The 14,236-nt window shown below is 38.8% G+C and carries 14 protein-coding genes; 11 read left to right on the plus strand and 3 right to left on the minus strand.

The features are described from left to right. Nucleotides 1-509 precede the first annotated feature (509 nt). On the plus strand, nt 510-2,648 hold the full coding sequence (locus tag B0169_RS16550; RefSeq protein ID WP_077287862.1) for a TonB-dependent receptor: 2,139 nt from the start codon (nt 510-512) through the stop codon (nt 2,646-2,648). Nucleotides 2,649-2,708: 60 nt separating this feature from the next. Then, nucleotides 2,709-3,824 (plus strand): PepSY-associated TM helix domain-containing protein, encoded by a 1,116-nt coding sequence (locus tag B0169_RS16555; RefSeq protein WP_143323580.1) that lies wholly within the window; start codon nt 2,709-2,711, stop codon nt 3,822-3,824. Nucleotides 3,825-3,841: 17 nt separating this feature from the next. Here B0169_RS16555 and B0169_RS19280 read toward each other — a convergent pair whose 3' ends face one another. Together B0169_RS19280 and B0169_RS16560 are read right to left on the minus strand one after the other, a co-directional pair. Then, nucleotides 3,842-4,015 (minus strand): hypothetical protein, encoded by a 174-nt coding sequence (locus B0169_RS19280; protein ID WP_158077113.1) that lies wholly within the window; start codon nt 4,013-4,015, stop codon nt 3,842-3,844. A 73-nt stretch (nt 4,016-4,088) separates the two neighbouring features. Further along, entirely contained in the window at nt 4,089-4,694 is a 606-nt protein-coding gene (locus tag B0169_RS16560) for a short chain dehydrogenase (protein WP_077287866.1), read from the minus strand. Between the two features lie 154 nt (nt 4,695-4,848). On the opposite strand from B0169_RS16560, the gene B0169_RS16565 reads away from it, so the two are divergent. The 9 genes from B0169_RS16565 to B0169_RS16605 all read left to right on the plus strand — a co-directional run bounded on the left by B0169_RS16565 (nt 4,849) and on the right by B0169_RS16605 (nt 13,302). Continuing rightward, nucleotides 4,849-5,739, plus strand: coding sequence for a LysR family transcriptional regulator (locus B0169_RS16565; RefSeq protein WP_077287868.1), 891 nt, complete (start codon nt 4,849-4,851; stop codon nt 5,737-5,739). Between the two features lie 301 nt (nt 5,740-6,040). Beyond that, nucleotides 6,041-6,895 carry a glutamate racemase gene (gene murI, locus B0169_RS16570; protein ID WP_235838613.1) on the plus strand — a complete coding sequence of 285 codons (855 nt, stop codon included), beginning with the start codon at nt 6,041-6,043 and terminating at the stop codon, nt 6,893-6,895. Nucleotides 6,896-7,068: 173 nt separating this feature from the next. Continuing rightward, nucleotides 7,069-8,256 (plus strand): methionine adenosyltransferase, encoded by a 1,188-nt coding sequence (gene metK, locus B0169_RS16575; RefSeq protein ID WP_077288095.1) that lies wholly within the window; start codon nt 7,069-7,071, stop codon nt 8,254-8,256. A 389-nt stretch (nt 8,257-8,645) separates the two neighbouring features. Further along, nucleotides 8,646-9,062 (plus strand): hypothetical protein, encoded by a 417-nt coding sequence (locus B0169_RS16580; protein ID WP_077288096.1) that lies wholly within the window; start codon nt 8,646-8,648, stop codon nt 9,060-9,062. A 472-nt stretch (nt 9,063-9,534) separates the two neighbouring features. Beyond that, nucleotides 9,535-10,281 (plus strand): 16S rRNA (uracil(1498)-N(3))-methyltransferase, encoded by a 747-nt coding sequence (gene rsmE / locus B0169_RS16585; protein ID WP_077287870.1) that lies wholly within the window; start codon nt 9,535-9,537, stop codon nt 10,279-10,281. A 50-nt stretch (nt 10,282-10,331) separates the two neighbouring features. Continuing rightward, a complete protein-coding gene (gene gshB / locus B0169_RS16590; protein ID WP_077287872.1) occupies nt 10,332-11,285 on the plus strand; it encodes a glutathione synthase in 954 nt (317 codons plus the stop codon). Nucleotides 11,286-11,356: 71 nt separating this feature from the next. Next, the gene (locus B0169_RS16595) at nt 11,357-11,911 is read left to right on the plus strand and encodes a YqgE/AlgH family protein (protein WP_077287874.1); all 555 of its coding nucleotides are present in this window, start codon (nt 11,357-11,359) and stop codon (nt 11,909-11,911) included. Beyond that, a complete protein-coding gene (ruvX, locus tag B0169_RS16600) occupies nt 11,911-12,348 on the plus strand; it encodes a Holliday junction resolvase RuvX (protein ID WP_077287876.1) in 438 nt (145 codons plus the stop codon). Before B0169_RS16595 ends, ruvX begins: the two co-directional genes overlap by 1 nt. Before the next feature lie 15 nt (nt 12,349-12,363). Next, a complete protein-coding gene (locus B0169_RS16605; RefSeq protein ID WP_077287878.1) occupies nt 12,364-13,302 on the plus strand; it encodes an AEC family transporter in 939 nt (312 codons plus the stop codon). Nucleotides 13,303-13,655: 353 nt separating this feature from the next. Here B0169_RS16605 and B0169_RS16610 read toward each other — a convergent pair whose 3' ends face one another. After that, nucleotides 13,656-14,198, minus strand: a complete 543-nt coding sequence (locus B0169_RS16610; protein ID WP_235838614.1) for a DsrE family protein — start codon at nt 14,196-14,198, stop codon at nt 13,656-13,658. Nucleotides 14,199-14,236 lie beyond the last annotated feature (38 nt).

Consider the following 14,236-nt stretch of genomic DNA (forward strand, 5'->3'; position numbering starts at 1 on the left):
AGCTACGGCACCTTGGAAGGCACTTAAATTCCCCCCCTTCAAATTATTCAACTTCAAATACCACGTTAAATATATCAACGATATTTCCGCGCAGCTCTAGAAAAGCCCCCGGTGTTCAGGACTATGTGAGCGGCGGCACCTTGGAAGGCACTTAAATTCCTACTCTTAATACATTCGTATTCTTTCAAAGACTAAAAACATTAAACTTACGCTGGTTATAAATACCAACGATATTTCCGCTCAGCACTCTAAAGTTGACCAGATGATTAAAATCATCCCCTGCTCATTTTTGTTAAAGTTATTGCTTCAGCTTGATTTTATTTTCTTCCTAAATTTCTGATTTTCTCTTCATGCCAGTGTAAAGCGCCTAACTAGCAGGCTTTATATTGATACTTATCAATTATTTTGCGGTTTTTAACGTTATTACTTGCAATAACAATGCAAATCATTATCATTTGCGAAAATTAAAATTGTCATGTAATTATTGTATTTAGAAAGGATTTTGTTCAATGAATTTTAAGAACTACTCAGTCATCGCACTTGCTGTATGTGCCACCTTCACTGTTCACGCAGAAGTAGATAGCCAACTAGCTAACTTTAAAGATATCGAAAGAGTTATTGTAACAGGCAGCCGTATTGAAGAAAGCCTAGATGAAGTCCCTGCATCCGTATCAATTATCGATAACAAAACCTTAACACAAGATTTACTGACATCGGCTGAGATTCAAACCATGCTAGCTCTTCATGTGCCGGGCATGGGTGCTGCAAATACCGGCACTAATACTAACTCAGGGCAATCTCTGCGTGGAAGAAGCGCACTTGTGATGATTGATGGTGTGCCACAGTCAACACCATTACGTGATGGTAAACTTGGAATACGCTCATTAGACCCCAGTGTGATCGAACGTATTGAGGTGATCAAAGGTGCCACCTCTATTTATGGTAATGGTGCTGCTGGCGGTATTATTAATTACATTACGAAAACCGCAAGTAGTGAAAAAGCATTATCAGGGCGAGTAGCCGTGAGTAGTAGTTTTTCAACGGTAAAATTTGAAGATAGTGCAGGTCGACGTATTGAAACTGAAATAGACGGTACACTAGGGAATTTTGATTATGTCGTTAGTGCTGTTAGTGATGAATCTGGCGTTGTCCGTGATGCAGAAGGTGATGCTTTAGGGCTTACTTATGGCTTGTCAAACTTCAAATCTGATAATTTATTTACCAAATTCAATTATTACATTGATGACTTACGTTCAGTTCAATTTAGTTATAATTACTTTGAAGGTCAGCAAGATAGCGATTACATAGCAGTTGAAGGCAATGTAAATTCAGGCATTAAAAGCTATGCAATTGAAAACATAGCTGGCATTAATGTACCTGGCGATCCGCAAGGCCCACGTGGTAATCACAACGCAAGATTACAGTATCGTGATATGGAGATATTTAATAATACTGACTTTACCGTGGATGCATATTGGCAGAAAATTGAAAATGTATTTTTTTATCATGAAAAATTCAAAGATGAAGGCCTAGGCTTTATTGGTGGTCAATCAATGATCACGTCAGATAAAACCGGCTTACGTTTAAACTTTAATAGTATTTTTGATTTCGATAACGTTGAAGCCACACTGATATACGGTGTTGATATTTTAAATGACACTACGGCTCAACCGTTAGTCGATGGCCGTATGTGGACACCTGAAATGGACATGGATAATATTGCTGGTTATTTACAAGCCAAAGTAATATTTGACGAGAATTGGGTGTTAAAAGCTGGTGTGCGTCAAGAATCAATAGAAATTGGCGTTGATGATTTTAGTACGCTAATGATCTGCAACCCTGGTAAAGATTGTACTGTACCTGTGGCAGTATCAGGCGGAACACTAAAGTATGACGCCACAACTTATAATGTGGGTATTCGTTATAGTAATAGCGAGCTTTTCAGCCCATTTATTAGTTACTCTGAAGGTTTTGATATTGCCAATGTTGGCAGCTTGTTACGTAATGCAACATTCAATGAATTAAGTTTACTTGATACTAAAGCTTCTATCGTAAAAAATTCTGAAATCGGTTTTAGTAGCCGATATGAAAATATTCACCTTGAAATGGCGGCATTTTATTCGACCAATAATTATGGTGGTAATATGATAGAAGATGCTAGCACCGGCACCTATAGATTAGAACGCGCACCGCAGAAAATATGGGGCTTTGAAGCGGCTGTCGATATGACATTAACAGAAAATATCGATATAGGATTTAGTTACAGTTGGTCTGAAGGTAAAAATAAAGCTAACGATACTTACCTTGATGGCGGCTCAATTAACCCACCTAAAGTTACGGCTTATGCCAATTATCAAGCGAGTGAAAAGCTACGCTTAGCAATTAATTATATTGGTGTTGGTAGTCGTGATCGCTTTGAATCTGTCGACGGAAAATATAGTGGCAGAACAGCGCCCGTATCGTCATATAATGTAATAAATGCATCAGCAAGCTACGACCTTAGTGAAGCATTACGTTTATCTGTCGGTATCGAAAACCTGTTTAATAACGATTACTTTTCTCATATTGCCCAGTCTCATACCTTTACTGGCTGGAATGTTAAAGGTAAAGGCCGAACCATGAACTTAGGCTTGGCTTATAACTTTTAATGTTAAAAACTCTTAATAGCAATAGCGCCCTTATAAATGAATATCGCCGGAACATAGCCTGTGTTTAAGCAGTGGTTTAGGCGTATTCATCTTGTCTTAGCGATACTGATGGTTTTCTTTTTAATTAACCTGAGTATCTCTGGGGCGCTATTAGTATTTGGTAAAGAAATACAAAATAACATCCAACCTGAGTATTGGCAGGTAAAACCACAAGCTAATTTTCTGCCACTATCTCAGTTAATTTCAATCGCTGAAGCTAGCACTGGCCATTCGGTTAACCGCGTGCAATTAGCCCCTGAAAAAGATAAAGCATGGCAGTTTCAACTTAATGATGGTCAGCAGCTTAGTATCAATCCCTTTAATGGTGATATTCTCCACCACTATCTAGAGGAAGATAGCTTTTATGGTTTTGTAATGGCTTGGCATCGATGGTTACTGTTACGCGATGAGGCAAACGAAAAACCACTAAAAATAGTAGTATCAATCATTAGCTTGCTGTTGATCATAGAAATGCTCATAGGTTTAACGTTGTGGCTTAAACCTAAAAATAGACTCAAGCGTTTAAAAATAAACCTTAAAGCCAAACCAAGAGTTAAGTATTACCAATTGCATACCGTCGTTGGCGTATTTGCTTTTATACCTTTATTACTTATCGCTGTTTCAGGTATAGCGTTTAACTGGCAAAGCCAAATAAAGTGGGGAGTAGAAGCTTTAATTACTCAATCTGTTGAACAAATACAACACCCTAGCATTGCTGAGTCAGAGCAAAAGCTGCAATTAGATCTCGCATTTAGCCGTGGTATTGAAAGCATGGCACAGGGCGAATTATTTCGAGTTTATTTACCTGTTGATGACCAGGCACTCAAACTTAGAGTCAAAATGCCTGGTGAGTTTTTTGCTTACAGTTGGGTATGGATAAACCCTTATTCGGGCGAAGTTATAAAAACCTACGATGCCAGTACTGCAAACTTAGCAACCCGAATTTGGAATTTTAAATATACTTTTCATATCGGCAATTTTTTGGGCACCGGCTTTAAGTTTTTCTGGCTATTAGTTGCGTTATTACCTGGCGCTTTTTCAGTTACGGGTCTTTGGTTATTTTTTAAAAGAACTCGACGTTATAAGCCTGTGCAAGTGCAAGCGACAACAAAAGCGAGAACAAAATCGAGAATATAAACATATTACACATGTGTTTAGTCGGCAATAACAGGTCGGCAACGCTTTATAATATTTTTGTGTACGGATACTCTTTTACACGCTTGCGTTGAGTCTGCTTGCTTAACAGCAATTTGCCCATCAGTCGCATTTTGCAGATTGCTACACGCTGAAATATAAAGCGTGATGAGTAGCAAGATATATTTTTTCATTATTAACTCCGAAAGCATAAATGAAGTGAGTACTTTTAGCACTCACCTTAAGTACCAATTGAAATAAGCGATATTAAGCGTCAACAACAATAACTTCGCCGGTTATAAAGCCATCAACAGAGCGCTCAAAGGCTTTTCCAACTAACGTTCCTGGCACGGGCTCAAAACCTGGCATCATTTCACCGTAAACATCCCACGCTTCAACAAGTACCGTCGGGTTAACAACATTAATACGGGTATTTCTTGGCATTTCTAACGATACACATTTTACAAAGGTGTCGATTGCGCCACTTGTTGTTGCGTCTGCAATAGCAAAAGGGATAGGTTTCATGTTTAAAATGCCACTGATTAAGGTAAATGAACCACCGTCAGCAATGTATTCTTGGCCAATGCGGACCAGATTAATTTGTCCCATCATTTTGCTCATGATAGTGGTCATCCATTGCGCTTCAGTCATCTCAGTAAAGTTGGCATATTCACAAAAACCAACGGTGTTGACCACCGCATCGAAATGCCCTACTTTTTCATATAAGTCTCTGATTGATTGTTCGTTGGTAATATCAACAAGATGATCAACTTCGCCAGAGCGACCTGCGGTAATAACTTTATGCTTAGCTAAGCCTGTTAATGCTGCTTGACCCATTTTGCCTAAAGCACCAATTAAAATAACTGTTTTCATTTTTTTCTCCATTTGTTTAACGTGTTTCATTCGATGAAGTGAATGATAAAGAAGTGCCTAAACAAATAGAAACAACAATATTTTGTAAGTGATACAATAATATTTGGTTATGCGGGGCGTTACTTTTTAAGCGTCTGACTTTCAGGACTAAACAATGAGTAAATTAGACAGATTAGACATTAAGCAATTGAGGGTATTTCAAGCGCTTATAAAAGAGAAGAGCGCTTCAAAAGCGGCGACTAGTTTAGGGATGACGCAGCAAGCGGTCAGTGAGCACTTGAAAAAACTGCGTGATGTTTTTGATGATAGATTATTCCTAAGAAAGACCAACGGTTTTATTCCCACACCACATGCCGAAGAGCTCGCGATAGAGATCAATCATTTGTTGATAGGATTTCAAGCTTTATTAGCACCTAAAGTATTTGATGCTAAAACCGTTAGCGGCACCTTTGTTATTGCAGCCACCGATTACGCACAGCAGGTGGTTTTACCTAGGTTAATCTCAGTACTAAGAAAAGAGTCCCCTAACCTGAAGCTTATCGTTAGAGATTTTGAGATTGATAAGCTGCATGACTTAATGGAAAGTGGCAAAGTAAACTTGGCAATCGCTTTTCCTGATTACATACCTGATAGCTATCCGATAATAAAACTATTTGAAGAGCACCATGTTTGCGTAACTTCAACTCACTCATCAATAGCATTAACTCGTCCTTCTCTGGCTGAAATAGCTAGCTACCCCAGCATTATCGCTTCACCTTCACGACCGAACTTTAAAGGCTCTATTGATGATTGGTTTAAAGAATTTGGCTTAGCGCGTAATGTAGTGGTTTCTGCTCCTTGTTTTTCTATTGTGCCCATGTATCTTGAAACCACAGATTCAATTGCATTTTTGCCATCAAAAGCAATAAAAGGACTAAATTTAGTCGAAATTCCACTCGCACAATCACCCGAGCCATTTGATGTTATTGCCGCTTGGCATCCTCGCTACAGTGAAGATGCTCTGCAAAGGTGGCTGTTATCAAAACTTAATGCTCAATATAAATAGCCAATATAAAAAAATATCCGTTGTGTTTTAGTTATCACAACGGATGCGGCTAGCGATTTTTTGGTGTTACTTATAAAACGGCAGTTGCTTAAAATATGACGCTATTTTAGTGGCGCATTAGTGCCACATTAACGGACAATATGTGGCATTCGTAGTTCATCAAAGCAACTATATGGGCAGAATGGGCAGATTTTTTCTGCGATGGGATAGCCGTTCGATTAAATATTTATAGATCTCATTTGCCGGTTAATAATATACTTAACAATATTGTTTTATGTTCACTCTAAGCCGTAATTATTTAATGCCCTCGCAAAATAACACTGAGACTAAGATAGCGATTTCAAAGCGAGACAATCTGCAGCAAATGCATAGCGATGATCCTATTGGTATTTTTGACTCAGGGGTTGGCGGATTATCGATAACGCAATGTATTCAGCAGCAACTTCCGCACGAAAACTTACTTTATGTTGCAGATACCTTAAATGCTCCATACGGAGAAAAGTCGGCGCAATTTATCCAACAGCGCGTTAACGAAATTGCGCAATGGTTTATTGAGCAGAAAGTTAAAGCTATTGTCGTTGCCTGCAATACCGCTACGGTTAATGCTATCGATCAGCTACGCAAAAATATTTCAATTCCGGTTATCGGCGTAGAGCCTGCGATAAAGCCTGCAGCCCACAGTAGTAAAAACAAAAAAGTCGCCATTTTAGTGACAAAAGCAACGGCAGAAAATCAGCGTTTTCTTAGCTTAGTAGCACAATATCGTAACAACAGTGACGTGACAATTCAGCCCTGCCCTGGGTTAGTCGAGCTAATTGAGCAAGACAAAAAAGCCTCGATTGAATGTCAGCAGATGTTGAGCGGATATTTACTGCCGCTAATAGCCCAAGGTGTTGATACTATTGTATTAGGTTGCACGCACTACCCATTAGTTAAAGCACTAATTAGTGAAATTTGTGGCGACGGCGTACTTATCATGGAAACGGCACAACCTGTCACAGAGCAATTGCAACGACAATTAACATTGCACCAATTAAGCAATACCAGTAAGGACTTAGGCACCACTAGCTTTTATAGTTCTAAACATAGTGAATCCCAGCAAGCGCTTTTCAGCCATATTTGGCAGCGTCCATTGCAATTAAAGCACTACCCCTAAAAAATTTATGCCCTTGGTATCAATCAAAAACAAGTTTTGTCTCGCTATGGCGACAAATTTTGATGTAGCTCAAAGACGTTTAGCCATCTAGGCGTAAAAAACTCTAGGAAATAGTTTACTAAACGGTTAGAATGTCGCTATTAAGTTTTATAGCTAATTTACACAGAGGGTTTATGTCTACACACCTTTTTACTTCTGAGTCAGTATCAGAAGGACATCCAGATAAAATTGCCGATCAAATTTCTGATGCGGTTTTAGATGCTATTATTGCCAAAGACAAACATGCACGCGTTGCCTGTGAAACTATGGTAAAAACTGGTGTTGCCATTATTTCAGGTGAAGTAACAACATCTGCGTGGGTAGATTTAGAAAAAATCACTCGAGATGTTATTTCTGACATTGGCTACACCTCTTCTGATGTAGGCTTTGACGGAGAAACCTGTGGCATTATGAATCTAATAGGCCAGCAGTCACCTGAAATTGCTCAAGGTGTTGACCGTGTAAAACCAGAAGATCAAGGCGCTGGTGACCAAGGTTTAATGTTTGGTTACGCCACGAATGAAACCGAAACATTGATGCCTGCACCATTATACTATTCGCACCGTTTAGTTGAGCGTCAAGCTGAAGCACGTAAATCGGGTGTATTACCTTGGTTACGCCCTGATGCAAAAAGCCAGGTCACTTTTATTTATGAAGATAACAAGCCTGTAGCTATTGATACAGTTGTATTATCTACTCAACATAATCCAGACATCAAACAAGAAGATTTACACAATGCGGTAATGGAAAACATTATTAAGCATGTTTTACCAGAAGAGCTATTAACTAAAGATACTAAATTTCATATCAACCCAACCGGCCGATTTGTTATTGGTGGCCCAGTAGGAGATTGTGGTTTAACAGGTCGTAAAATTATTGTTGATACCTACGGTGGTATGGCACGTCATGGCGGTGGTGCCTTCTCTGGTAAAGATCCATCAAAAGTTGATCGCAGTGCGGCATACGCGGGTCGTTATGTTGCAAAAAATATTGTTGCAGCCGGTCTAGCTGATCGTTGTGAAATTCAAGTTTCATACGCTATTGGTGTTGCAGAGCCAACATCAATTTCTGTTGATACCTTTGGCACCGGTAAAGTTTCTGAACAACGTTTAGTTGAGCTTGTGCGTGAACATTTTGACTTACGCCCATACGGCATTACCAAAATGTTAGATTTGCTACACCCAATGTATAAGCAGACTGCTGCTTATGGTCATTTTGGTCGCGAACCATTTGAAATGACGGTAGGTGATGATACGTTTACCGCATTTAGTTGGGAAAAAACCGATAAAGCTGAAGCACTACGTTTATCGGCGGGCATCTAATAAGTTTCCGCTAATGCAGTAAATTTCAGTATAAAAAACCGCTCAATAAGCGGTTTTTTTATGTCTAATAATTAAGTTAAAACGTAATAATCAATAGAAGCATACGCTGTTACTCACTCGCTCAACAGCAGAAGACAAAAATTCAGCTTTCTAAGTAGCCCATGATTAATCACATGGCACTTAAATTTCACATTTTGTAACGCTAAGCCATTATGCAACTTGAAGCTAAAACTTATCGTTTGGCACTGTTCAATAATCTAACCGGCGTAAATAAAATATTGAACGATGAAAAATAAAAGATAACAAATCATTAAATTTTGTAAGAAAAGCTGAGTTGCATGGTCTATTCAATTAGTTTTTATTCATTATTAATATTTCAAGGAACTTTTATGGCTCAACCATTATCGTCAGATGTAGAAAATCGTTTGCAGTGGTCATTATTATCACTAAGATTAGGTGTTTTTGTGGTTATGTTCATGTGGACACTCGACAAATTTGTTAACCCAGGTCATGGCACTCGAATTTTTGAAAAATTCTATGGTTTAAGTGGTTCAAGTGAAACCATCATGTATATATTAGGTGCACTGCAACTGGTATTAGTTTTCGCATTTCTTTTTGGTTTTAAAAAGCGTATTTCATACGGTCTTATTTTTTTACTACACGGTGGTTCAACCTTATCGGCTTACGCACAATATTTAGATGCCTTTAAACATTTACTATTTTTTGCCGCATGGCCAATGTGGGCAGCATGTTTTGCCTTGTACTTATTACGTGATCACGATACTAAGTTCACAATTGGCAAGTAGTCACTAAGTAAACGATAAAAAACCAATTAACGGGTTTTTAATTTCAGTTAATATACCCGTTAATTATTGATTTAATATGTAGAAATACTATTACTCACATAGGTACCTAGTTATTCCACAACACAAAAAGCGCGTAAATGTAGCCCCATAAGTAAAGTGCTAGCCGCCATTGCTAAAACCATCCTGGCGGCACTACAGCGAGCAGTTTAGCTTTCTCATCACCGATCGTAATAGTGAAACGGCTCACGAAACTCAGAAAAATTAACCGCTATCAAGGTTTAGAATATAAACCGTCGACAAAATAATATAATCTTTTTCCCTTAAACAATTGAATTTTCGATGAGTTGCCCTTATTTACAGGCTATATTAAGAACAATAGCCAGTCAGTGTTTTAAAAAGCGCTAACTGCTGATCTTGTCAATAGCATTATTGCTAACCTAACAATCTCAAATGAGCAACATGGAACATTTTTATGCGTAATCCTCGTATTTACCAAGCACAGGCATTTGAAGTCGGCCAAACGCAAGCATTAAGCGATGATGCTTTTGGGCATACCGTGCGGGTTTTACGCCTTAAAGATGGCGACGACATTACTTTATTTAATGGTTTGCCTGAACAGCAAAGCTATTACGAATACCAAGCGAAACTGTGTAATGTGGGTAAAAAACATGCTGACATTGAAATTATTGCGAAAAATAAAGTCGAGAATGAATCGCCACTTAATATTCATTTAGGCCAAGGTATTTCTCGCGGCGATCGTATGGACTTTACCTTACAAAAGTCAGTTGAATTAGGGGTAAATACGATTACGCCGATATTTACTGAACGCTGTGGTGTAAAGCTTACTGGAGAACGTTTAGAGAAAAAACATGAGCAATGGCAAAAAATAGTCATCAGTGCTTGTGAACAAAGTGGTCGATGTACGGTCCCTATTGTAGCGGCACCAATTTACCTCGATGACTGGTTACAGCAAGACAGTTCAGCGTTAAAGTTAAATTTACATCCCAGAGCTCAGCATTCAATTATGAGTCTACCGATTGAAAACAATCGCGTACGTTTGCTGATAGGTCCAGAGGGGGGATTAAGTAATGATGAAATTGCCAGTGCTAATAGTGCAGGCTTTCACGATGTATTACTTGGTCCTCGTGTACTAAGAACAGAAACAGCAGCTTTAACAGCAATCACCGCCTTGCAATGTCGCTACGGTGACTTAACCTAGCTTTAGGGCAGCAAGCAGTTATCAAAACATTCAGACAATTAGGAAAAAATATGAGCATAAAAATTGGCGTTGTAATGGACCCTATTTCCGAGGTCAAAGTAAAAAAAGACTCTTCAATGGCAATGATGCTTGAAGCGCAAGCGCGTGGTTATGAAATTTATTACATGGAGATGCAGGATCTTTATTTAGAGCAAGGCGTATGTCGTGCAACAGCGGCAAAAGTAAAAGTATTTGATGACCCAGAACATTGGTATGAACTCGACGCACGTGAAGATATCAATGTGGCAGACTTAGACGCCGTATTAATGCGTAAGGATCCACCGTTTGATACTGAGTTTATTTATGCCACTTATATGCTAGAACGAGCAGAAGTTGCCGGGACATTAATTGTTAACAAACCACAAAGTTTACGTGATTGTAATGAAAAACTATTTACGGCTTGGTTTCCTGAGCTAACACCAAAAACGTTAGTTACTCGTAACAATCAAAAAATTAGAGAATTTCACAAAGAAAACAAAGATATAATTATCAAACCATTAGATGGTATGGGTGGTTCATCTATTTTCCGTATTGGTGAAAATGATCCTAATGTCGGTGTTATTCTTGAGACGTTAACGGCTCATTCATCACAATATGCTATGGTTCAAGAGTACATGCCTGAAATTGTTGACGGTGATAAACGTATTTTAATTGTCAATGGTGAGCCAATGCCATACTGTTTAGCCCGTATTCCTGCCCAAGGGGAAACACGTGGTAATTTAGCCGCAGGTGGCCGTGGTGAAGCTCGTCCGTTAAGTGCTAGTGATAAACTTATTGCCGAAACAATCGCACCAGAATTAAAAAAACGTGGCTTATACTTTGTTGGCTTAGATGTCATTGGTGATAAAGTCACTGAAATCAATGTCACTAGCCCAACCTGTATTCGTGAAATTGAAGCAGCATACCCGATAAATATTAGTGGCAAATTAATGGATGCCATTGAGCAAAATATTAAAAAACGCTAAATCTAATATGACAACTAATGCTAAAGATGACCCTCTTTAGCCTATTTCCCTTTGCTTATTGAGGTGTATTTATGGATAGTTTTGAAAATCAACTTTTGATTGCTATGCCAAGTTTAGACGACTCCTACTTTAATAAAACCGTGACTTATATTTGTGAACATAACGCTGAAGGCGCAATGGGCTTAATTATTAATTTGCCTATCGACATCACGTTAAATGAACTGCTGATACAAATTGATGAAGCTAAGGAGGACAACCCTGCACTTGCTCAACAAGTATTAACCGGTGGCCCTGTGTCACAAGATAGAGGCTTTGTTTTGCATAGTACACAGCCTGGCTGGAACAGTTCGTTAGCCTTAAGTCATGATGTTATGATCACTACATCAAAAGATATTTTAATGGCGCTCGGTACAGAAGATGCCCCTGAAAAATACATGGTAACACTTGGCTATGCCGGCTGGGGTCCCGGTCAGTTAGAGGAAGAGATTAAAGCTAATTCTTGGTTGTTAACCCCAGCAGATGACACGATTATTTTTGATACGCCCATCGAGCAGCGCTGGAAAAAAGCCACTGAGAAGTTAGGCATTGATATTGCTCATCTATCTAGTGAAGTAGGACATGCATAATGGCAAGTAAAGCGGCTATTGGCCAACGAACAATCATCGGCTTTGACTTTGGTAAAAAATATATTGGTGTTGCTGTTGGTCAAGAGTTAACCGGTTCAGCCTCTCCCTTAGGCTCAGTAAAAGCCCGTGATGGTATTCCTGATTGGGATGGTATGACAAAATTCATCAATGAATGGCAGCCTGACTTTATTGTTGTTGGGCTACCTCTCAACATGGATGGTAGTGAGCAACAACTTACCCGCGATGCGAAAAAATTCGGTAATCGTGTTGCCGGCCGGTTTGGCATAAAAGTAGAGTTTCAAGATGAACGCTTAACAACCGCAACCGCAAAAGAGGCTTTGTTTGCTGATGGTGGCTATCGTAATCTTAAAAAAGATAATATTGACGCCGCATCAGCAAAATTAATCATAGAAAGTTACCTTGAAAACCAATACTAACAATATGGTCCATTAATGGCGATTATTTCACTTATTAGCCCGTTGATTATTATTGGTTTTATCGGTTTTTTACTCGCAAAAAAAGCTTGGTTTACTAAAGCTCAAATCGATGCTTTAACTAAATTTACTTTTAACCTCGCTATACCGGCCTTTTTATTTCAACAGCTCGCCAATGCCGATTTAAGCACAATAAATTTAAGCATCTATGGTGCTTTTTATCTGCCGGCTTTATTGGTGTATGGTTGTGCTTGGGCGTTAAACTATTATTTTCATCAACATTTAAAGCGCGATCTTCCCGCATCTGCTGTTTACGCGCTAGGAGCAAGTTATTCAAATAATGTTATCGTGGGTATGCCGGTGGTATTAATGGTTTTAGGTGAGCAAGCACTGCCAACAGTATTTCTTGTCGTTAGCTTACACAGTGCGTTGTTATTTGGTGTAACAAGTATTTTAGCGGTTAATATTAAACAATTTAACTGGCGAGTTTTTCTCAAACAAACTTTTTACAATCCGCTATTAATCGCTATAACCAGCGGGTTTTTAGTTAATTTAATGGCTTTAAAATTACCAAGTATAATTAATGATAGTTTATTACTATTAGGTAAACCTGCTATTACTCTCGCTTTATTTTTGCTTGGCGCATCGCTAGCTTTTTATAAAATTCGTAGTGAGATAAAGTTTATACTGTCAGCCAGCCTACTAAAGTTAGTATTACTGCCAAGCCTGATACTATTAACTAGCCATTATATTTTTAATTTTTCAGCAATCATTACCATGACATTGGTGATATTAAGTGCAAGCCCTACAGGGGTTAATGCTTATTTAGTTGCTAAACAGCAAGTAAAGCACCAAGAAACAATTGCCGGCACCGTCGTTACCACCACCCTACTGTCTATTATTACGCTACCTTTATGGTTGTGGAGTTTATCCAGTGTTTATACCCAAGCCACTTGAAAATGCAGTTTCAGAGTTAAGCTAGGAAATCAGCGCAAGGCACAGCACGCAGATAATGGTTATTTCCTTATCAAGTGCTGCACAGCTTTTTTGCTCCAGACAAAAGCTAAGTACATACATCCATGTATGCAACGCTGCACTGATTTTCTAGCTTAGCTCCCGCAGGGCAAGGCGATAAAGGGTCATCTCCGGCGTTATTGATTTCGACAATGGAACAAACATTCCTTTCAATCAATGCCTTGGTGCTAACCCTTTTTCGACTTGCTGAATCCTGCATTTTCAAGTGGTTTGGGTATATATGCCTTAACGCTGTCTAATCAAACCATTATTCATCAATAGTCCAGGACATGGGACTAAAATGGATTCAAACTATAACCTTTACTGTTTAAAACAGCATGAGCTGTCATTGCAGACAGCGCCATTTTAACGCCAGGCTCCAATAATGGCTTGTCAATATCGTAATAAGCGGCTGATTGTCCACACAGATAAATCTGCACTTGGTTTTTCATTAAATCCTGCAAAAGTGGAATATTAGCATTAGTGCTGTTAAATTTTTCTTGGTACAACGGCGACTTTAATAAATCAAAACCGGCTTTACCGTGAACAACTAAAGCTAAGTGAATATTTTCAGCGGGTACGCCATTCGCCACATGCATATTAATAAAGCGAGCTAAGGTTTCTATTTTTCGATTCACCTCGCCCACTTTACCTTGCTCACTAATATCAAAAGCGACTTTGAACAAGGCATTTTTATCAAAGTGCAGATCTTGTTGAACCTTGGCATATTTGCCATAGTTTTTGATCGCAGAGCCAGTAATAAACTTATCAGCACCAGCCATGGCGATATTGCTTGTTACAATAGCAACCATAATAAAAACCCGAACAAAAAATAGCATTAAACTCCCCTTATTGTTGTCAGTTAATTGTTATCAAC

Source organism: Cognaticolwellia aestuarii, from assembly GCF_002000025.1.
Lineage (GTDB): Bacteria > Pseudomonadota > Gammaproteobacteria > Enterobacterales > Alteromonadaceae > Cognaticolwellia > Cognaticolwellia aestuarii.